Raw genomic sequence first — 20801 nt, forward strand, 5'->3', positions numbered from 1 at the left:
ACCATATCCACCCGGTTATACACATTCACATCTTATGTCTCATTTTCAGCAATACCAGCAACGCAGCAATCGCCACCATGGAGATGCCAATCACAATCAACCACGCTGAACTGATTGTTGCCATTGGAAGCTTCACGTTCATGCCATAAAATCCCGTGATGATCGTTGGCACCGCCATCGTTAGTGACCAAATCGTCAAAAATTTCATTGTGTCGTTCAAGTTATTATTGGCAATACTATTGAACGTATGATCAATTCGGTCGACCACTTGGGTTTCAATTTCAACCATTCGTTGGACCTGCTCGGCCTCAATTGTGACGTCCTCGAACAAATCCCGTTTTTCCTGATTAGCGCCCTTACCAAAATGCGTACTGGGCATCCGTTTCAGTAAGCTCAGATTAAGCTGAACGGCACTCGTTAGAAACGTTAACGTTTGTTGCAAATGGGATAAAGCAATCAAATCAGCATTCTTCGTTTTTCGGTTCAACATTTTATCCAACTGATTCCGTTTCTTCGTCACCGAACGGGCGATTGGAATGTAACTGTCAATTAATAAGAAGAGCGACTCCAGAATAAATGAATCTCTGGTTGTCACCTCTGGATTTTCAAAAGCCGAATGGAACGCATCGTTGACCTTTGTCATATGGCTCTGATTAAAAGTAAACAGGATTCCTTTATGGATCAAAATCCCAAAGGGCTGGGTAATGTAGCGAATATCTTCTTTATTCAGGGCATATGGTGCCAGCATGATGAACAACTGGTCATCTTCATTGACATCATACACATAATTGGTGCTTTCATCCCGGTCGGTCACATATTCAATAATATCTTCATCGATCCCATAATCGTTCTGTAATTGGATTTCTTCTTCAGGTGTGAGCTTGATTGTTTCAATCCATTTAGTGCCATCAATGATCTTTTCAGGTTTAATCATTTGATAATCCCCTTATTTTCAACTGATTCCATTTTACCGTAAAAGAAAAGAAGCCGCAGGAGAAATTCTGCAGCTTCCAATTTCCTTAAATACTTTTATAAAGAGTGTGCGAAACAAAGCGGTTAGGAACTGGAACGTAAGGCTCCTTATCCAGAAATCCTGGTTTTTAGGATTTGTGGATAAGGTGCTTACGTGTAAGTTCCTGCTTTGTGGAGCAGTCCTAATCAGTGTGCGAAGCAAAGCGGTTAACAATCGGAATGTAAGTCTCCTCGAACGAAAATTCTGGTCTTGGGAATTTTGGTTCGAGGTGCTTACATGCAGATTGTTGCTTTGCGCAGCAGTCCTAATCACCATGCGAAGCAAAGCGGTTTGGAGTCGCAACCTTTTTATAAAGGAATTTAAAGCTTACTTGACGATTCCCAATGACTGCATGATGAGGTAAATATTCAAAACAATCAGCACAATCGTGGCAATCCAAGCGGAATACTTGACCCAAGCCCGGTTAACGAACTCACCCATTAACTTCTTGCTGCTGGTGAAGATCACCAGTGGGACAACAGCGAATGGTAATGCAATACTCAAGAACACTTGTGACATTGTCAGCAGATCCTCGATCTTGGCTTCGTTGCCATGATAATAAATGGCAAAGGCAATCACAGGTGAGACTGAGAGCAATCGGGTTAACAACCGTTGAGCCCAAAGTGGCATCTTCAAGTGAATGAAGCCTTCCATGATGATTTGGCCGGACAAGGTCCCGGTGATCGTTGAACTCTGGCCAGATGAGAGCAAGGCAACAGCGAATAACATGCTAAGCAATGGACTTGCAATCGCACCCACAATGTGTGAGTTGCTCAAAGCATTGAACAGATCAACGAATCGGCCAAGTTGACTGTCAGTTCCAAAGAACAAGGCAGCTCCCAATACCAACAGTAAACTGTTAACGACAAAGGCAATTGTCAATTGGATATTTGAATCAATTGTCGTGAACTTGATCGCTTTCTTAACTGCACTGCGATCACTGCGATCAAGCGCCCGGGTCTGAGAAATTGACGACCCAAGATAAAGGTCATGAGGCATCACCGTCGCACCAACAATCCCGAGAGCCAAGTACAACATTGACTTGTTCGTGACAATGTCAGTTGAAGGGAAATAACCTTCTAGCAGCTCAGTGACTTGTGGTCCAGACAAGAAGACTTCATATGAGAAGACCAACAGGATAACGGCAACAAGTGTCGCAACGATCGCTTCAATCTTTCTAAAACCTAGCTTCATCAATAATAGCAGAATCAATACATCGGCACTGGTGATCAAAATTCCAACAATTAACGGAATGTTGAACAGAAGCTTAATGGCAATCGCTGAACCAATAATTTCAGCGATATCAGTCGCCATAATTGCCAGCTCGGTAATTACCCAGAGAACGAATCCGGTTCGCTTAGACGTTGATTCTCGGGTTAACTGGGCTAAGTCCTTACCAGTGACAATCCCTAATCTGGCTGACATGGCTTGTAGGAGCATCGCAATCAAGCTTGAAATCAGGATCACTGATAACAAACTGTACTTGAACTGAGCCCCACCGGCAATTGACGTAATCCAGTTACCTGGATCCATATAGCCAACCGCAATCAAAATTCCCGGGCCGGTATAGGTGAGTAAGGTCTTCCAGAAGCCGGCATTGTCTGGTACCTTGATGCTGCCGTTTACTTCATCCAGACTCTTACTTGGTGTATCTTCAAATGAAAATAGTTTCTTCTTTGGTTCCATGGTGTTCTCTCGCATTTCGAAAGCCCTCTTTCCATTGGTTTGAAATTCAGGTCAGTTATTTGAATGAACTCAACTAATTGCCACTAAGTACTATATACTCATTAAATTTTTAGTCAACCCTAAACTTTTTGTTTTATAGATGTAAAAATAAGTGATACCGATTACATCACGATTGAGTTCAGCTTCCGAAAACTTTCTTTTTATTTTTGGTGCCACATTCATTATAACCGCTTTCGGTGATAATTTAAGCGTTATATAAAGAAGAATTTTTCTTAAAGGCCAAATTTATCCCGACGATCCCCCCTCATCGACTACAGCCAATTCGATAGCAATATTTTGACTTATTCGGCGCAAATCATTGCTATTTTCGAAGATGGCTGTTAAAGTATAGATAATGTATTTATACTTCGAAACAAGGTACACCGTTCTATTAAGAATGATTCCTATTTTCAAGTTTCAAATGCAAATATAACGGCGCAAAGCGCATGGAGGTTTCATTCTTATGGAACAAGGTACAGTTAAATGGTTTAATGGCGACAAAGGTTACGGATTTATCACTTTGGAAGACGGCAAGGACGTATTTGTTCACTTCTCAGCTATCAATGCTGACGGTTACAAGACCCTTGAAGAAGGCCAACATGTTACCCTTGACGTTGAAGACAGCGACCGTGGCCCACAAGCTGCTAACGTTTCTGTTGTAAACGACTAATTTAATTTAGTAAATGAAAAGTCTCCTGTGAGGGGCTTTTTATTTTGGTCAATAAAGAGCTAGGTTCAAATCATTTATGATTTTGGACCTAGCTCTTTTTCTGTGTTGAATGACTGCCAATGAGGCGATGGAATCATTTAGAATATCGTTGTGATGACTGCCCCGGCAACGATCAGGACCAATCCAGCCATGGTATAGGTTAATTCACGTCGACTCTTGGCTTCATGCATCCAAACCATTCCCAGCAATGTGGAAATAACCACGGAGACTTGAGAAACAACAAACGCCGTGTTTACCCCATTGGCCTTAACTGAAAGAATATACGTCACTGCGGCGAACGAAAAGATCAATCCACCTAACACATTTCGCCAACTGGTCTTTTCCTTAAATACATTTCCCTGCTTGGTGAAGGCAATGTAAATAATGACCGCAAGCACCATCCCAATTGATTCTGGTAAAAAAATGGCTAGGCCGGACTCGCTCAACCCTCGCGGAATTGAATTGTAGACCCAATAACCTGCCGAGGTCAAAATAAGCATGATAATTGTATTAATTCGTTGCTTTTCATTAGCTTGGCTGCCTTTACTATCTGTAATTGAAGTCAGCCAGATCCCGATAATTAACAATAGCACGCCAAGCGCACCAAATACTTTTTCGATAACCGTTGACCACTCACCAAATACAAACACGCCAATTAATGAAGTTCCCACCAACTGCAACCCGGTAGAAATCGGCATGGTCTGGGAAACCCCAATGTTGTGATATCCTTGATATTGACCAACTTGGCCGACAATCCAAAATGCGCCTGCAAACGCTGCCAACAAAAAGCTGGACAACGTAATTTGTGGCCGCAACACGATAAAGACCCCGACACTGGCAATCAATGTTCCGACTGCAGTTCCTAATATTTCGTTGGCGGGCTTGCCACCCAGTTTAGCAACCACTGGCGGTAATAATCCCCATCCGAGTGCTGGCAGTAATAATAACAGTATGTTCAAAACATTGACCCCCGTTTTATTTTTATTAAAATAACTAAGAAGTCCATCATATAATTTCAATCCTGAAATGTAAACGGCATCAGTAAATTAATTTCATTTTTTAAATCATTTAACGAAAGAATTTTCCAAAATCAAATTAGGATGAAAGGCGCTTTGGTCCCAAAATTCAAGCAAAAAAAGTAATGCATTCCAGAACTGAAGAATGCATTACTTTTTTGCTTGAATGGCCAGAATCAGCCGCTTGGTACAAATTTTAAAAGTATAGAAATGGAACAGTTATAAACATTTTATCGACTAATGTCTCAGCCGGGCTTCATTCAATTCTAAAGTTAGCCACTTGCTGCAGTCTAAATAAGTGAGCAATTAAAATGATGATCACTGCCTGAGCTTCATTTCTACACCCGCTGATTAACCGGCCGCAGTAAGATTTCATTAATCGCAACTTTCTCAGGTTGGTCAAGTGCATAGGCCACCGCATTGGCGACGTCGTCTGCTTGCAGGCCAGCCTCTTGCTCCTGCTGCTTAATTTGTGCCCGGGTCTGCTCATCTGAAATTGTGCTGTATAATTCAGTTTCAACCGCCCCTGGCGAAACCATGGTCGTTTTGATGTGATTGTCAATTTGTTCTTGCCGGAGACCATCCATAATTGCCTGAATCGCATACTTAGTTCCGGCATAGACTGCACTTCCCGGATGAACAACGTGGCCGGCAACGGAATCCGTTGTGATGATATGACCATGCTTTTGTTTGATCATAATGGGTAATGCGGCCGCGATTCCGTACAGGACCCCTTTGATATTAACGTCAATCATCCGTTCCCATTCGGCAACCTTCAAATCCGCCAATGGTGACAGGGGCATCAACCCAGCATTATTAAATAACACATCTACCCTGCCATATCGAGATTCTGCCAGATCTACCAACTGCTGGACGCTTTGTTGGTCGGTCACATCTGTCTGTTGATAAATGACCTGCCCTGAAGTAAATTCATTCGCAATTTCTGCTAACCGATCCTCCCGGCGAGCCCCAATGACTACGTGAGCACCGTCTTTGGCCAATACTTCCGTCGTCGCTTTGCCAATTCCACTGGACGCACCCGTAATCACAACAACTTTGTCTTTAATTGTCATCTCAATCACTCCTATCAAATTTAATCGTCAATTTAAAGTCTTTAAGAAAGCTTTGGCCAAACTGCTGCTCATTTTTGAGATAAAGCTTGCCAAATTCATCAATCAAGCCATGGAATTCCTGCGCATCTTTGAAATCAAAGGACGTCGGCAGCTGAATCTGAGTTTGCAACTTGTGATAGCTCGAAGTGTCTTTGCAGCCGAGGTATTTGAACAATTTGCGGGCATATTTATCCGCAATAAACGTCGGTTGATCAAACACATAAACAATCAACGAATCAGCGGTTTCTTCGCCGACCCCAGGCAAGCTTAATAACGTCTTGCGCAGGTTCGATCCATAGTGAGTACTCATCTGGTCAAAACGATAGTTACCCTGATCAAACCAGCGAAGCACTTCCAATAAACTGCGGCTTTTGTTTCGGTAAAAACCACTTGGATGGATCAATAGTTCAATTTGTTCCCGGCTCAGCTTCAAAATTTGCTTAGGATCTAAATTCGTCGCTTGCCGCAAATTTGCCAATGCCAAATCAACATTTGCCCAGTTGGTATTTTGAACTAAGATCGCCCCAATCACGATCTCCATCTTACTGTCAGCCGGCCACCAATGCTGCGGCCCCATTGCTTGAAGCATCTTATGATAAAGCGGAATTGGATCAATCACTTAATCAACCACCTCCAACCATTGCTATGGGTTTATTATAGCCCGAAGTAACAGTAAATTCTTACGCAACTGACACAACAGATTGGATGCACAAAAATAATCCGCACCATTCCAGAAGTGGAAATGATGCGGATTATTTTTAGATAGCTGAGATTTCATTCAGAATTCAAATGATCTCCCAATTAGCATTCACAATAAGCTTACAATTTGTCAATTGGTTCTTTTAACTTCTTAGATTGATAAATTAAGAACATCCAGGCGACAAAGCCGAAGAAGATTGGCCCGATAATGGTCCAGAACGCCGTGACGTAATCGTGACTCATGATTGGGGCAACCGCCGTGAATCCAATGCCGACAATCAATACAATCATGACAATGGCGACGATAATATCCGTCAACCAGCGATTAGTGAAGATTTCAAACGGCCGATTGAGGTCCTTACGGCGCTTAAAGAATGGGAAGGCGCCGATCAAGAAGAGATATGGGAACGAAGTGGAAATGTTCCCCATATTGGTCAAAATCATATAGAATTTCTTGGCACTGGAACCACCAAAGGTCACGAAGAAGATCAAAACTGCGACGACAACCGCTTGTGTCCACATCGCAAATGATGGCATCCCCTTATCATTGAGTTTCGTCATTCGAGCCGGCCAAAAGTCGGGGTTTGATCCCATAATAAAGGACTTCAATGGCGAATAGATCAGAATAAAGAACGACCCCATATAAGCCATGAACATACTCAAGCCGGCAAAACGGGCAAATGACGTTCCGAGAATCAGGCAGGCAGCGTTAGATAGATGCATGCTTTGGCCTAAGACAACCCCCAGGTTATTCATGAGAACATAGGTAATATTACCAAGGTTAACCTGGCCCTGGCCAATGACCGAATGCCAGTTGGCACTAATCCCCCAGAGGAAGATTGATAGTGAATAGGCAACCATAATGACCATGGTTGAAATCACCAAACCCTTGGGAAAATCTTTTTCAGGATTATCCATACTGTCGGTGACCCCACCCATTGTTTCGGTTCCGGCGTAGGCAAATACCGCGTAGATCACGAATGACAACAGGGCTAGTGATGATTGAAAATCGGGGTTCGGAGATTGAACGAAACTGTGCAGGCCATTCACTGGCTCGGCTAATTGACCGCCGTTCATGATCAGGATAATCAAGCTGGCGATAGCAAAGATGACGGTCAGCAGTGACACAAAGATCCCGCCTAATGACGTAATCTTGGAGATTGAATCCACGCCTCTAACCGCAAATGAAGTGACCACCAGGATCCAGAAGATCGCCATGACCCCAATCACTTGATTCGAATTTAAGCCGAACAGCGCCCAGCTTTGGGTCTGGTCATGACCAAAGATGGTCGTTGAAAATGGAATCCAGACTTTAGACGCCGTCGACATTAACCAAATAATCCAAGAAGACAGCCAAATGAATGTCCCGATAAATGCCCACCGGTCACCAATTGAGCCGGCCAGCCACGAATAAATTCCGCCATGGGCATCTTTAAAGGTTGACCCATATTCAGCAAACATTAAGGTACTTGGCAGTAAGAATAACAAGGCCGCAAAAACGTACCAAATAATGCTGGCATAGCCCATCTGATCGTAGGCCACCGTTGTGTTGGCAAAACCATAAATGGTCGACATGATCATCAGGATCAGACTGATAAGTGTGATTTTTTTCTTTTTCATAATAATGACATACCCCAAAATAATTTATTTGATAAAATGAATAATCTTGCTAGAAAAAACAAGGTTAACTTTAGCATGGCTTTATTAAAATCATGTCAAAAAGCCTTGATGATTCGGTTGTCAATTATTAAAGTATCTGGCCAAATTCACAGTAAGCAAATCCAGTCAATTTGTATAAAACCAGCAAGAACTTGTATATCCCGTTAAACCGCCGTTCTAACAAGGCCAAACAGGCACAATTGTGAAGCAATCCACAACGAGAGATCCATCAACATTACAAAAAAGTAATTTCTGATTAGGGAACGGTGTGGAAAATCTAATTTGGGAATAAGAGAATCGGACGAAAGCCAATTAATCCCAGGATTTAAGTCAAAAAAAACAATGCATCCTGGTTTGAGAATGCACTGCTCTTTGGCTTAAACAACAGAAATTAGCCGTTTGTGGCAAGTTCCATCTGACAAGCATTATTTAACGGAAGTCTCACTCATTGCTGCCCGCTTCGTCATGACCCTGTCTTGAAAGTAAAAGACAATGCCAATTCCGACCAGCACAATGCTAAAGACAGGGAATGGCGCGCCCAAGCCAGTAGTTCCGGAAACGACTTGGGCAATTTTCATGCCGAATGGTGACAAGAAATTGCCGAGGTTGCAGCCGATCAGAATCAAAGAAGTTGCAAACGCCATCCGCTTTTTGGAAACGTAAAGGCTGAGTGAATTATAAATGAATGGGAAAATTAAGCTGCCGGGAATCCCGCTAATCACGTAACCAATGAGTAACATCGAGAAATTGTCGCCAGAAAAGCCGACGAGTAGGTTTGCGATGATTAACAGACCAATCCCAATGTAAAGACACCCTTTGCCTGTCCATTTGTTCAACAGGCCAAAGAAGCTTCCTGTAATAATGCCAATGATCGGCATTGCCGCTAAGATATTAGAGGCATTGTAGTTGGCCCCTTTGATCGCAACAGCCATTGATGAGAAACGAACGCTTAAGGCGGTAAAAATCATGACCAACAGTAAGGCGAAAATTGCCATGATCCAGACAGTTGGTGACAGGTTGAACAGCGATCCGGGTTGAGAATCCTGCTCATCATTTGAATGAGGATTGACTTCTGGCGCAAAGATCCAAAAAACCAAGAGAATTGGGAAAGCGATTAAGTAGATCGCAAAGGACATATGCCAGTTCATTGCCAACAACACCCCAGCGATGATGGTCAATGTGGCATTACCCACATTTTCAGCGGATCCCCGAAAGCCCTGTAACGTCGCTTTCGTATTCGGTTCGCGGTCAAATAAGACGTTGATGATCGAAACAGCCAACGAGTTAATCAAGCCAAATCCAGCCCCTAAAATGAACCGACTCGCTAAGATCACCGGATAGTTCTGCAATAACATTGGTGCCCCGCCGGCAATTCCAACCAGTAACAGCCCCAAAGCAATTGTCTTCTTAATTCCGATCCAATCGGCTAACACAGCTGATAATAATACAAAGATAACCACTGATAATGCTGGTGCGGTGGACAATAGTTCCATTTCAGTATTCGAAATTTTTAAGCCCGACTGAATTAACGGCAATGCCCCATTAATTGATCCTGCGCTGGTTAAGACCAACGAAACGGATAGGACCGCTAATTTGCTCATAAAACTGTTTTTATTTCTCATTGCCTGTCTCCCCTTTGGTATCAATCACGATTCGTGTAATCACTTACAGAAACCGTTTTCAATTTTGTTTACTGTTTACTTATACGCCAATTCCGACCCAAAAGTCAAGCCTAACTTGTCCGAATTTTATCATTCGCCATTATCAAAATCCATTCGATCCTTTATGTAGTCTTAGTTTTAGCCAATAAGGCCGCTCGACTAAAAATAACAAACCACCATCAAAAGCTGATGGTTCCCTCAGCTTTAGACGGTAGTTGACAGGTGTGCTAAAAGCGCTTACAATGTCACTTATAGATGTTTACTGTTTACTAACAAATAACGCGGAGGAATTCAACCATGCCAGCAGAAATCAAGGTCACTACCATTCATAATCAACCGATTTTTCATTTAAGTAACTCAACAATCAGCTACATCTTCGGAGTTGAAGATCACCAAGTCCTTACCCACTACTACTTTGGCAAACGGGTGCCGGACTATTCCGGGACGTTGCGCTATCCGCGACTCGACCGCTCGTTTTCGCCTAATTTTGGGGATGCGACGGATCGCAACTATTCCCTTGATACCCTCCCGCAGGAATACCCCAGCTTTGGCGCCGGCGACTTCCGGGAGCCAGCCATTGTCATCGATCAAGCAAATGGATCCTCAATCACCAATTTTACTTATCAAGATTACAAATTGACTGAAGGCAAAGAAACCTTGCCCGGCCTGCCAAGTACCTTTGCGGGCAAAAGTGAGGCCAGAACAATCTCAATTAAGCTTTACGACCAGGTCGCCAAACTCGCGGTAACCCTTCATTACACCATCTTTTCCGACTTACCGATTATCACCCGCAGTTCGACGATCGAAAACACTGGCGACCAACCAATTGACATTCAACGGGCAGCCAGCATGAATTTGGACTTGCCTAAAAACAATTACCAATTACTTCAATTGCCTGGCCGCTACGCAGAAGAACGGCAACTGCAAATCGAACCAATCAGCGCTGGAATTAAAGTATTGGACTCCAAACGCAGTTCTTCAAGTCACATGCAAAGCCCATTCTTTGCGTTGGTGAGCCCCGGAATCAATGAACAAAGCGGCACGGCTTATGGATTTAGCCTCATTTATAGCGGCAACCACAAGAGCCTGATTCAAAAAGATCCTTATGAACAACTCCGAATTCAAATGGGCATTAATGACTTTAACTTCAATTGGCAGCTTGAAGCAAACCAATCCTTCCAAACGCCTGAAGTCATGATGAACTTTAGCGATCACGGTCTCAATGACTTATCTCAGAATTTCCATCAGCTGATCCAGCGACACTTGATCCGTTCCAAGTTTGTCAATCAGCCCCGACCGATCCTCATTAACAACTGGGAAGCCACCTACTTTGATTTTGACGAAGAAAAAATTCAGCGGATTATTAAGAAGTCCGCTGAACTAGGAGTTGAACTATTTGTATTAGATGATGGTTGGTTTGGCCATCGAAACGATGATAAATCGTCACTGGGGGACTGGTACGTCAACAAGAACAAGCTGCCAAACGGCTTATCAAGCCTGGCAGACTTAGCTCATCAACAGGGAATGAAATTTGGCCTCTGGTTTGAACCAGAAATGATCTCTGCCGACTCCGACCTCTATCGGGCGCATCCAGACTGGGCAATTCACACCCCCAACCGGCCGATGTCGCTTGGCCGCGACCAATACGTCCTAGACTTTGGCCGCAAAGGAATTCGCGATAACATCTTCAAACAACTATGTGACGTCCTCGATCACGCTGACATTGATTACATTAAGTGGGATATGAACCGCAACATCACCGAACTGTATAATGCTGACCTGCCAGCCAATCAGCAAGGTGAGGCATCCCATCGGTATATTCTTGGCGTCTATGATTTCATGAATCAGCTAACGACCCGCTACCCGAATATTTTATTTGAAGGCTGTTCTGGTGGCGGCGGCCGCTTTGACGCCGGCATGCTCGCCTATACTCCACAGATCTGGACATCCGACAATACGGATGCGGCCGAACGGCTCAAAATTCAATACGGCACCAGCTTGGTATTCCCACCGGTTTCAATGGGCGCCCACGTGTCAAAAGTGCCGAATCCAAATACCGGTCGCACGATCGATATTCAGTTCAGGTCAATGGTCGCCAACTCCGCTAACATGGGTTACGAACTGGATCCGTTCACACTAACCCCTGAACAGGCGGATGTTGTTAAAGCTGAAAATCAGTGGTATAAAGCAAACCGGAACTTGATCCAATTTGGCACCTTTTATCGCCTCATCAGTCCATTCAACAATAATCAAGCTGCTTGGATGTTTGTTGATGCCGATCAATCCAAGGCTGTGGTCATGTTCTTTAACCTGATGAATCAACCCTCTTATCCACTGACCGTATTAAAACTGCAAGGATTAGATCCAAACGCCAAATATCAAATCAATGATGGGCAGGTCGCCTATGGAAGTGAATTAATGAACCTCGGCTTCTACCCCATGGGCCAACCAAGTCACGACTTTACCAGCGCCCGCTTTGAACTCAAAAAAGTGCCGTCTCACGATTAATTAATTTCCCTTGAAGGGTTAATTGGCGAATGGTCGAATGTTGGGACTCAAGCTCCGCAACCAAAATTCTGACCGCTTCAGTGCCAATCTCCATCGTCGGAATTTGAAACGTCGTTAAGCTGGGAACTAAATACTTCGCAAAGTCCAAGTCATCGAAACTGGTGACTTGGACTTTTTGCGGTACCGCCACCTTTAAATCATGGAGACAGCGAATGACCCCCATCGCAATCGGATCGGATGCGGCAATAATCGCCTGAACGTCCGGAAAATCACTCACTAATTTTTGAGTGGCTTGATAGCCAAACGCTGGCGTCCATTCCCCTATCTCAGTGTGGCCAGTCAATGCGTCATTTTTGGCCACGGTTGCTTTAAAAAGCGTCTCCCGAATGTCTTCATGTTGATGAATGAGCTGACCATTGAACCCCACACTCCGCAGACGGCCGCCGATCAATGCAATATGAGTTAAGCCTTGACTGTTGAGTTGGTCTAAGGTTTGGGTGATCATCCCAGCTAAATTGGGACTAACCTGGTTGGCGACGAGTTCACTAATTTGGTTGTCGGCGAGCACCAAATGTTCATTCTCCCCACGCAGCTTTTCAATAACCTGATCCTCAATGGCCCCCACTAGCACCAGGCCGGCATATTTGGGTAAATCATTCATCTCTGGGGCTTCGGGTAAACGGTAAATTGTCTTAACCTTGTAGTGCGCTTCAGCGGCCGCTTGAGAAATTCCCTGCATCATCACCCGGAAGTATGTGTCATTGACCTCCTCTTCTTCGCTCAAGGTGGTAATAACGCATAACGAATGAACCCACTTGCGGCCGTTGCGCCTCGTCGGTTGATAATTGTATTTTTTAATCATGTCAAGCACCCGCTGCCGGGTTTCCGGCGAAATTGAGAGACTGGGGTCCTCACTTAGAACCCGAGAAACAACGCCGGGAGATACTTGGGCGAGCTTGGCTAATTGACGAATGTTAATCATGATGGGACTCCTTAGTACTTCTTTTTGAACTGACAGTTTGTTTACTTATAAAGTATATCAGACGAATGGCAGATTATTCGCAGGAAACAAAAAAAGTGCCCGGTTTGACCCGAACACTTTTAACTGTATCTAATAATTTCCTTGAATCACTAATTTCTTATTGCCGGTAATGTAATTGCCGTTTGCCAGCTGGTAACGGGTTGTCAAGTTGTGCTTCACAATCTTTTTAACGGTCAGGCGAGTGCCCTTCTTGTAATTGGTAATCTTGTGAGTCAAGTTCACCTGCTTGTAGGCATTCACGCCCTTTTTGTTAATAACCGTCATCTTGTCATTTTTAGGCATTGTCTGGTAGTAAACTGGCACAACGTACTTGCGGTTGGCAGTAATATAACCAACTTTGCCGGCGGTCTTGCTGCCATGGTTCACATCGCGAACTTTGTAACGAAGCGTACCATTCGTTGAACGAGCGTAATTCACAACGACAAACATTGGTCGGTTAACTCGCTTAACTTTAGGATATTTGGCGATTCGTTGGCTGTTCTTAAAATTAGCAGTCTTATAGAGATAGATTCCCTTAGTTGCGTACACGGCGGCACCCTTCACAGCAGCATAATTGGGAACAGCTGGCTGTTCAGTCACAGTTGGCTGTTTGCTAGGGGTTGGAACTGTTGGCGTTGTACTTGATTCTTGCTTTGCTGGTACCGGATTATCACTTGGACCTGACGGCACAACCGGCGCTGTTTTAGGCACAACGTGGACGGTTAAATTGTTTGTGTCTTTGGCTAATGTATAAGCAATTGGCTTTGGATCAACTAACTGATAGCCTGCAGGTGCTACCGGTGTGTACTCACCAGTTTTGGCAACAAAGCCATCAAATGAATCAGTAGTTACAATCGCACCATTAGCTTTATCATTCACATAGTTAACGGTTGCTGAAGCCGGTTGGTATTTATAAATAACCGTGATGGATGACGGTGCCAATTGACCGTAAAATTGCATGCTTAGTTGTGGTGCCCCATTAAATGAAATTCCCGCTTTCATGCCTTCAAGAAGATTGACAAAGCCTTCAGAAATTGTGTTAAATGGCTGCATCATTTCGTGACTCACCAAAGCATTTAAAAATGCCATATCCATATACTCGATTTTAGGAGCAGCATCGGGATCAACTGGTTGATCCGTTACAACTACCCGCTTATTGGGAACATCCAACGACATGATTCTACTCGAAGACCCTATCATCGTTTGAAACGCCGGATCTATCCCGAACTTAACTGAAGAAGCCGTCTCCACTGGATTATAACCTGGAACACTTACGTTAACACAGTTTACATTAGAATTAGTAGCCGTAACCGTAAATTGCTCTGGCGCTTTTAGCTGATTACCCTTGGTATCAACCACATAAACCTTTGTTGTAATCTCGGTTGGTGGATCGTCAGCTTGCGCATTATGAAACTGACCGCCAGCTAACAATATTAGGGCAGTGGCTAGACCCAAAAAACACGCCATCATGATCCTCTTTATCCGATTCTTTATCATTATTTCCCCCTCCAATCATGATAATGAAAACGTAATCAATCATATTCATTTTTAGTGTATGTGAATTATTGTTCAAAGTCAAATTTAATAATCCCTGGCAAAGAAAAGAACCAACCTAAGATAGATTGGCTCTAAAAACTTGATTTAGCTAACTTTGAATGATTAGTCCAACTTGGACTTATTCAATACATTCAACTTATCATCAAAATCATAAACAACTGGTTCGCCAGTTGCCATTTCCAAATTCATGATATCTTCATCGGAAATGTTTTCGATGTACTTAGAAAGTGCTCGCAATGAGTTACCATGAGCAGCAATGACAACGTTCTTGCCATCCAATAACTTAGGGGCAATTTGGTCTTCCCAGAATGGCATTACTCGTTCAAGGGTTACCTTGAGGTTTTCACCACCAGGAATAATGTGGGGATCCAAGTTTGCGTAGCGACGGTCATGAACAGCTGAACCTTCATCGTCGGCTTTCAAAAGGGGTGGCAAAACATCATATGAACGACGCCAGATATGAACTTGTTCATCACCGTACTTTTCAGCAGCCTTCTTCTTGTTATGGCCTTGCAATGCACCATAGTGACGCTCGTTTAAACGCCATGATTTAACTTCTGGAATCCAAAGTTGATCTGAGTATTCCAAAACATAATGCAACGTCTTGATTGCCCGAGTTAATACTGAAGTAAACGCAAAATCAAATTCGATGCCGGCCTGTTTGATTAACTTACCAGCGTTGATCGCTTGCTTAACGCCTTCCTCACTTAAATCAACGTCAACCCAACCAGTAAATTGGTTAGATAAATTCCATTCACTTTGACCATGACGAATTAAAACAAGTTTTGCCAATATCATTACCTCTTTCTCTATTTGTCTATCAGTTGATTTTACACCAAATGAAATAATTTTTCAGCCTTTTTTGGCGGCATTTTTATCCGCAGCGACCGCTACCGGTTCATCGTGGCGTTTCACACCTAAAATATCCAAGAAGAACGTAAAGATCGGTACCCCACAGATCAGGCCCCAGATGCCAAAGAAGTGTTCGCCAACCAGGAGGACAACAAAGGTATAAAAGATTGGCAGATTGGTCTTGGAGGCCATAAAATTCGGATTGAGCACGTAGGCTTCAAAGGCGTGGACGATGACAATCGTAATAATGAGGTAGAAGACATCTTGAAAGCCGCCAACGGAGTAGCCGACAAGTGATAATGGGATGAAGGAAATGATCACCCCGGCAACTGGGATCAAACTTAAGATGAACACCATCAGTGCCAAGACTGCCAACTGCGGCAAGTGCATGAACGCCATGGCGATCGTGGTCAAAATTGTGTTGCAGATTGCGATGAAGAATTGAGCTTCAATGACAACGCCAAAGGTCGACACAAACTTTTTACCAAAGAAGTAAAGGTCTTGGAAGAACCAACCAAAGTCGCTCTCTAAGAACAACAGCGAAAATTTGTCCATCGTCCGCTTTTCAACGGTGAAAAAGAAACTCAGGATCATGGATAGGAAGAACGTGAGTCCCATCGTTCCAACACCCGTGATGTATTTCCAAATGAGGCCGACCCCATTTTTCATCTGTGACATAATATTACTTTGCTTCACCAACTCATTGAACCACCGAATCGTCGTGTCGTCGGGTACATTTTGGGGATTTGAATAGAAGTTGATAATGTCTTGGGTGGCATTGATCGCCTGTTCCGCAATCTTAGGAATATAGATGGTAATGCCATAATACAAGGCCAGGATCACCAACAGGTATAACGCCGTCACAATCAACGGGGCAGGAATCTTGATGTACTGGCGAATCTTGTTAGTTAATTTGACAACCAACAAGCAAAAAATAAACGTCAGTAGAACCGTACTCATCATGCTTCTGGTCACGTAAAGGACAAAAATAACGAACATCAAAACGGTGAATCTTCGTAGTGCTACGTTATTAATAAATTTGGACCACGCCGTCAAACAACCAACTCCCCTCACATGTCATGTGATCGATTTTTATTCGTGCCTCAATGATACATTGTCCCAGTCTGGTTAGACAAGTTTTATTTAGTCAAGACTTGCATAACTTTGCCTTAAACGGAAAATCTCAGAAGTGACAGTTTTGAGCACTTCTGAGATTTGTTGTGATTTTTATTTGGTTGGTGAAATTCGGGATGTGTTTCTCGAGCACATAGCTGAAATGTGTTCCACCAAGCAGCAATCTGCACATAAGCACCCTTTAACAGTGATTATGTTTTAAGGCTACATAGCCGAATGGTGCTCCACAAAACAGGGGTCTGCGCATAAGCACCTTTATCGCAAGCCCCGAAACCAGGGACAGCCCGTCGCTTATACATAGCCGAAATGTGTTCCACCAAGCAGCAATCTGCACATAAGCACCCTAAACCCAAGCCCGAAGAAACTGGGCTTGGGTTTAGGGTGCTTATGCTCCGATTGCTAACCGCTTGGTTCCACACTCTCTAATAGTGCGCCTTCACATACTTTCCAATCGATTCATTACTATTATGTGCACCCTTGATGACATTTCGGACATCTTGATCACTCATTGCGTTGGAATCAATTCCCGCAGCGCTAATTTGCTTTCTGGCACTGGCAATTTGGCTTGCCGTGATTTCCTTACCATTGATTTCCTTTTGGCTTGGCGTCACGGTATATTCATTTGAACCCTTATAATTTGCCGCGGCCTTCTTTTCCGAGGACGTCAAACTGGCATTCTTATTAGGGGCCACATTCGGATTATTGGTTGTATTGCTATTACTGCTTGAGTTTGAAGACTCGAAATCATTTGAAGTCGAACTGGAGCTGCCATTTAAGGCACTGTTATTCTTATCACGCAGTTTTTCAGCCTTTTGCAAAACATCTTTATAGTATGATTGTTTAATCGACTTGTCCGAGAAGATCTTATCCAACGTGCTGTTTGACTCAGCGTACTTACCTTCGCCGGTCTCATTTAACGCCTGATTATAAATAGCATCATACTTTTTAATGTTGCTCTGAATCGTTTTAATCAGTGTCAACTGGGACTGGGCCCGGTTCTTTAATAATTCGCTGCCGCTCTTAGTGTTAGCGACTGATTGATAGCCACTCTTGGCATTAGCAAACTCACGGTCTTTGAACAGATCATTGGCAGACATAAACGACTGGGTCTGATTTAAAATCGTGGATGCTTTTTCATCATTGGGCTTTCTCTTTAAGGCGTTCGTATAGGCGGTTTCGGCCGCAGTATAGTTCTTATTAGAAATCTGCAGGCTGCCTCGTTGCATTGCGTCCGTATAAAGCTTTTCATTTTGACTGTGTCGGGCAAATGCATAACCACCAATCGAAAGCGCGATAACTAAGGTGATTACAATCCAAATCCATCTTTTCAAAGTGAAGCCCTCCTAATTAAAGTTTATTCAGATTTATTATAACATCAATGGCCTGATCACATTCAAGTGTTTGTCAAAGGTGATTAGAGATTTTTCCTATATAAAGTGACGCTGACGATTTAAAAAAATGAGCGTACACTATGCAGCAATGAGGCAATTTTTGAACGTGAAGTATTGAAATTGACAGCATCGTATTCAATGCAGCCTGCTGGTTCATTGAGGTCCGTAGTCGCCTGATTGGCCAAATTGCCTAAATCAATTCATTTTTGCCAACCCTTCACATGCATTTTCTCATCAATTTTGTTACAGTTGGGATAGTATTTTAAGAAAGGAGCCCACTCATGGCAAACGATTCCGAAGATTATATTAAACAGCACATGTTTGGCAACCCACAACTCAAGCCTGATGAAAAGCGGGCATTTCTGGGTAACTTCAGAGAACGGGTTGCCCTTGCCCTAACGATTAGTCAATTGCGTCAACCCGAAACCACGGCAATGGTCGCCAAAGTGATTACCAATTATCCAGAATATCGGATGTATCTGAACGGCAAAATGGACGACACCTTGGTCGAAGATTACATGGGTATGGCAATTGATCACAATTATCAATTTACCGTTTTGGTCCAAAATGGTGTTCGGGTTGAAGCCCACACTGGGCCTCATGACTTTGGACTGGTGATTGCGTCCCCCAAGGAAAAAATCAAGCGTCGAATTCTATTGTAATTTTATACACATGTTAAGAAGTCGCCTTTCTGGGGCTTCTTTTTTATTTTCGTGAGATCTAATTACTAACACTTCCCTGTTATCATGCATTAAAATGAATTTGACAAACACATTTACACAGATTAATATTATTTTTAATTAATTTTATTGCCGAATCTCTAATAATTATACACACTGAATCGAGGTTACATCATGAAACCCTATCAGTTAATAACGGTTGGCGACCAAGCCATTTCAATCGAATTTCCAAATGAAATCAATCCGGAAATTAATTTACGGCTGCAGGCACTCGCCAAAATTATCACCGCGGACAAGGTGGTCGGCGTCCAAGCTGTCATCCCCGCTTACCACACCTTACTCGTCACATTTGACGCAATGAGGATCACGCCAAGGAAGCTCAAGCAGCAACTTGAACGCATTATCGCAGATCAATTAGCTGCGCCGCTACCTCCTAAACGAACCTTAATCATCCCAGTGTGCTATGAAGATCCCTATGGACCAGATTTGTCAGACGTTGCCGATTACGCAGGTATTTCGACCGACGAAGTCATCAAACGTCACACTGGCAAGTCCTACCTCATTTATTTTCTGGGTTTTCTACCGGGTTTTGCCTACATGGCCAGTGTTGACGACCAGATCGCCATGCCGCGATTGTCCAAACCGCGAGTCAAGATTCCAGCTGGCAGCGTTGGGATTGCCGGTATCCAAACCGGATTCTACCCAGTCACCTCGCCAGGTGGTTGGCGACTGATTGGCAAAACGCCGCTCACCCTTTACCAGCCGGATAATCCCGAACCGTTCTATCACGCTGGCGACGAAATCAAATTTGAAGCCATCGATAAGGAAACCTTTGACGTTATCAAACAAGCCGACGAACTAGGTCATTATCACGTAAAGGTGGTGACGGAAAATGCATAACCTTTCTGTGATTCAACCAGGTTTACAGACGACCATTCAGGATTTGGGCCGGGTGAGTCACCAAATTGATGGTTTCCCTGTTTCCGGCAGTATGGATCAGGCATCCCACCGGCTCGCCAACTTATTGGTTGGCAACCGCGGCAAAACGGCTTGTTTGGAATTTGCCTTAACCGGACCAACATTGATCTTTCGGGTTGCCACGTTCATCACCATCACCGGCGGTCAATTCTCGCCAACCCTAAATGGCAAACCAATTCCAGAAAATGAAGCTATTCGAGTCCATGAAAACGATGAGCTGGCCATTGGTTCTGCCAACGCCGGCCGCTACGGCTACTTAGCCATCAAGGGCGGCATTCAGGTGCCGGAAGTGATGGACAGCCGCTCAACGACGCTACGAATTGGCATCGGCGGCTTCAATGGTCGAGCTCTCCAAGCAGGTGATCAGTTGCCGATCTCACCCCAGGAAACGCTCCGAAGTTTTGGCCATCGCCGAGTTAACCAGGCCTTCCTGGAAAGTTTCCGGGATCCAAAGACGATGTTGCAAAATCCATTGGTTATTCGAATCTTGAAGGGTCCCCAATGGTCGCTATTTTCTAAATCAGATCAACGATTACTTCAGCATCAGCAATACCAGCTCACCTCTGAAGCCGATCGGATGGGTTACCGGTTAGCTGGCAAGCCGTTGACCACCAGTCTTAAGAGCTTGCTTTCCGAAGCCACGGTCTTTGGTGGCATTCAAATTACCAGCAATGGCCAACCGATTGTGTTGCTGGCGGATCGACAGACGACTGGTGGTTATCCAGTGATTGCAACCATCTTAACCGCTGACATTGGCAAAATCGTTCAGTGTCAAAATCACCAACTGATCCAATTTCAATTAACCGACTTGAAAACCGCTGAAGACGAACTCCAGAAACAAACCGAGTTACTGCAGCGACTGAAAGCCGAATTTATTGAGCAACGTTACCAAGCTCCGATCGGAATCAATCGATCAGCCGCGCAACGGATTCGTGGATTGTTTGAGGGCGGTTTTTCTAAGGGGTAACCGCTTTGTTTCAAACGCTTGTTGAGGACAGCTCCTCCAAGCAATAATCTGCATATAAGCATCTTCGGCAAAAATCCCCAAAACCAGGGATTTTTGCCAAAGGAGACTTATCTTCCGATT

Annotated in this window: 17 protein-coding genes; 5 read left to right on the forward strand and 12 right to left on the reverse strand. The window is 43.8% G+C overall.

The window, feature by feature from the left end; translation table 11 throughout:
- Positions 1–25: 25 nt before the first annotated feature.
- Both FD12_RS11895 and FD12_RS11900 read right to left on the reverse strand, forming a co-directional pair.
- Positions 26–934 (reverse strand): magnesium transporter CorA family protein, encoded by a 909-nt coding sequence (locus FD12_RS11895; protein WP_054746790.1) that lies wholly within the window; start codon positions 932–934, stop codon positions 26–28.
- Positions 935–1339: 405 nt separating this feature from the next.
- Positions 1340–2713, reverse strand: a complete 1374-nt coding sequence (locus tag FD12_RS11900; protein WP_054746791.1) for an Nramp family divalent metal transporter — start codon at positions 2711–2713, stop codon at positions 1340–1342.
- Between the two features lie 487 nt (positions 2714–3200).
- Here FD12_RS11900 and FD12_RS11905 point away from each other — a divergent pair, with 487 nt between their 5' ends.
- On the forward strand, positions 3201–3407 hold the full coding sequence (locus tag FD12_RS11905; RefSeq protein ID WP_008856094.1) for a cold-shock protein: 207 nt from the start codon (positions 3201–3203) through the stop codon (positions 3405–3407).
- 137 nt (positions 3408–3544) lie between these two features.
- On the opposite strand, the gene FD12_RS11910 is transcribed toward FD12_RS11905, so the two are convergent.
- The 5 genes from FD12_RS11910 to FD12_RS11930 all read right to left on the reverse strand — a co-directional run bounded on the left by FD12_RS11910 (position 3545) and on the right by FD12_RS11930 (position 9554).
- On the reverse strand, positions 3545–4405 hold the full coding sequence (locus tag FD12_RS11910) for a GRP family sugar transporter (RefSeq protein WP_054746793.1): 861 nt from the start codon (positions 4403–4405) through the stop codon (positions 3545–3547).
- Positions 4406–4800: 395 nt separating this feature from the next.
- Positions 4801–5535 carry an SDR family oxidoreductase gene (locus FD12_RS11915; protein ID WP_056983308.1) on the reverse strand — a complete coding sequence of 245 codons (735 nt, stop codon included), beginning with the start codon at positions 5533–5535 and terminating at the stop codon, positions 4801–4803.
- 1 nt (position 5536) lies between these two features.
- Positions 5537–6193 carry an endonuclease III domain-containing protein gene (locus tag FD12_RS11920; protein WP_054746795.1) on the reverse strand — a complete coding sequence of 219 codons (657 nt, stop codon included), beginning with the start codon at positions 6191–6193 and terminating at the stop codon, positions 5537–5539.
- A gap of 200 nt (positions 6194–6393) precedes the next feature.
- Positions 6394–7893: a glutamate/gamma-aminobutyrate family transporter YjeM gene (gene yjeM / locus FD12_RS11925; protein ID WP_054746798.1), complete on the reverse strand. Its 1500-nt coding sequence runs from the start codon at positions 7891–7893 to the stop codon at positions 6394–6396.
- A 464-nt stretch (positions 7894–8357) separates the two neighbouring features.
- Positions 8358–9554 carry an MFS transporter gene (locus FD12_RS11930; RefSeq protein ID WP_056983309.1) on the reverse strand — a complete coding sequence of 399 codons (1197 nt, stop codon included), beginning with the start codon at positions 9552–9554 and terminating at the stop codon, positions 8358–8360.
- A 336-nt stretch (positions 9555–9890) separates the two neighbouring features.
- On the opposite strand from FD12_RS11930, the gene FD12_RS11935 reads away from it, so the two are divergent.
- Positions 9891–12101, forward strand: coding sequence for an alpha-galactosidase (locus tag FD12_RS11935; protein ID WP_056983310.1), 2211 nt, complete (start codon positions 9891–9893; stop codon positions 12099–12101).
- Here FD12_RS11935 and FD12_RS11940 read toward each other — a convergent pair.
- The 5 genes from FD12_RS11940 to FD12_RS11960 all read right to left on the reverse strand — a co-directional run bounded on the left by FD12_RS11940 (position 12076) and on the right by FD12_RS11960 (position 17996).
- Positions 12076–13083 carry a LacI family DNA-binding transcriptional regulator gene (locus tag FD12_RS11940; protein WP_054746799.1) on the reverse strand — a complete coding sequence of 336 codons (1008 nt, stop codon included), beginning with the start codon at positions 13081–13083 and terminating at the stop codon, positions 12076–12078. The genes FD12_RS11935 and FD12_RS11940 overlap by 26 nt on opposite strands.
- A 129-nt stretch (positions 13084–13212) precedes the next feature.
- On the reverse strand, positions 13213–14619 hold the full coding sequence (locus tag FD12_RS14420) for a DUF5776 domain-containing protein (RefSeq protein WP_371862795.1): 1407 nt from the start codon (positions 14617–14619) through the stop codon (positions 13213–13215).
- 162 nt (positions 14620–14781) lie between these two features.
- The gene (locus FD12_RS11950; RefSeq protein WP_054746803.1) at positions 14782–15471 is read right to left on the reverse strand and encodes a 2,3-diphosphoglycerate-dependent phosphoglycerate mutase; all 690 of its coding nucleotides are present in this window, start codon (positions 15469–15471) and stop codon (positions 14782–14784) included.
- Positions 15472–15531: 60 nt separating this feature from the next.
- Positions 15532–16530 (reverse strand): AI-2E family transporter, encoded by a 999-nt coding sequence (locus tag FD12_RS11955; RefSeq protein ID WP_082622264.1) that lies wholly within the window; start codon positions 16528–16530, stop codon positions 15532–15534.
- 557 nt (positions 16531–17087) lie between these two features.
- The gene (locus FD12_RS11960; RefSeq protein ID WP_054746805.1) at positions 17088–17996 is read right to left on the reverse strand and encodes a hypothetical protein; all 909 of its coding nucleotides are present in this window, start codon (positions 17994–17996) and stop codon (positions 17088–17090) included.
- A gap of 341 nt (positions 17997–18337) precedes the next feature.
- On the opposite strand from FD12_RS11960, the gene FD12_RS11965 reads away from it, so the two are divergent.
- The 3 genes from FD12_RS11965 to FD12_RS11975 all read left to right on the forward strand — a co-directional run bounded on the left by FD12_RS11965 (position 18338) and on the right by FD12_RS11975 (position 20681).
- A complete protein-coding gene (locus FD12_RS11965; protein WP_054746807.1) occupies positions 18338–18718 on the forward strand; it encodes a DUF1694 domain-containing protein in 381 nt (126 codons plus the stop codon).
- A 192-nt stretch (positions 18719–18910) separates the two neighbouring features.
- A complete protein-coding gene (gene pxpB, locus FD12_RS11970) occupies positions 18911–19636 on the forward strand; it encodes a 5-oxoprolinase subunit PxpB (protein ID WP_056983313.1) in 726 nt (241 codons plus the stop codon).
- Complete coding sequence (locus tag FD12_RS11975) at positions 19629–20681, forward strand: 5-oxoprolinase subunit C family protein (RefSeq protein WP_054746809.1); 1053 nt, start codon at positions 19629–19631, stop codon at positions 20679–20681. Before pxpB ends, FD12_RS11975 begins: the two co-directional genes overlap by 8 nt.
- The last annotated feature ends 120 nt before the right edge of the window (positions 20682–20801 follow it).

The organism is Lentilactobacillus rapi DSM 19907 = JCM 15042 (assembly GCF_001436255.1).
GTDB classification, from domain to species: Bacteria; Bacillota; Bacilli; order Lactobacillales; family Lactobacillaceae; genus Lentilactobacillus; species Lentilactobacillus rapi.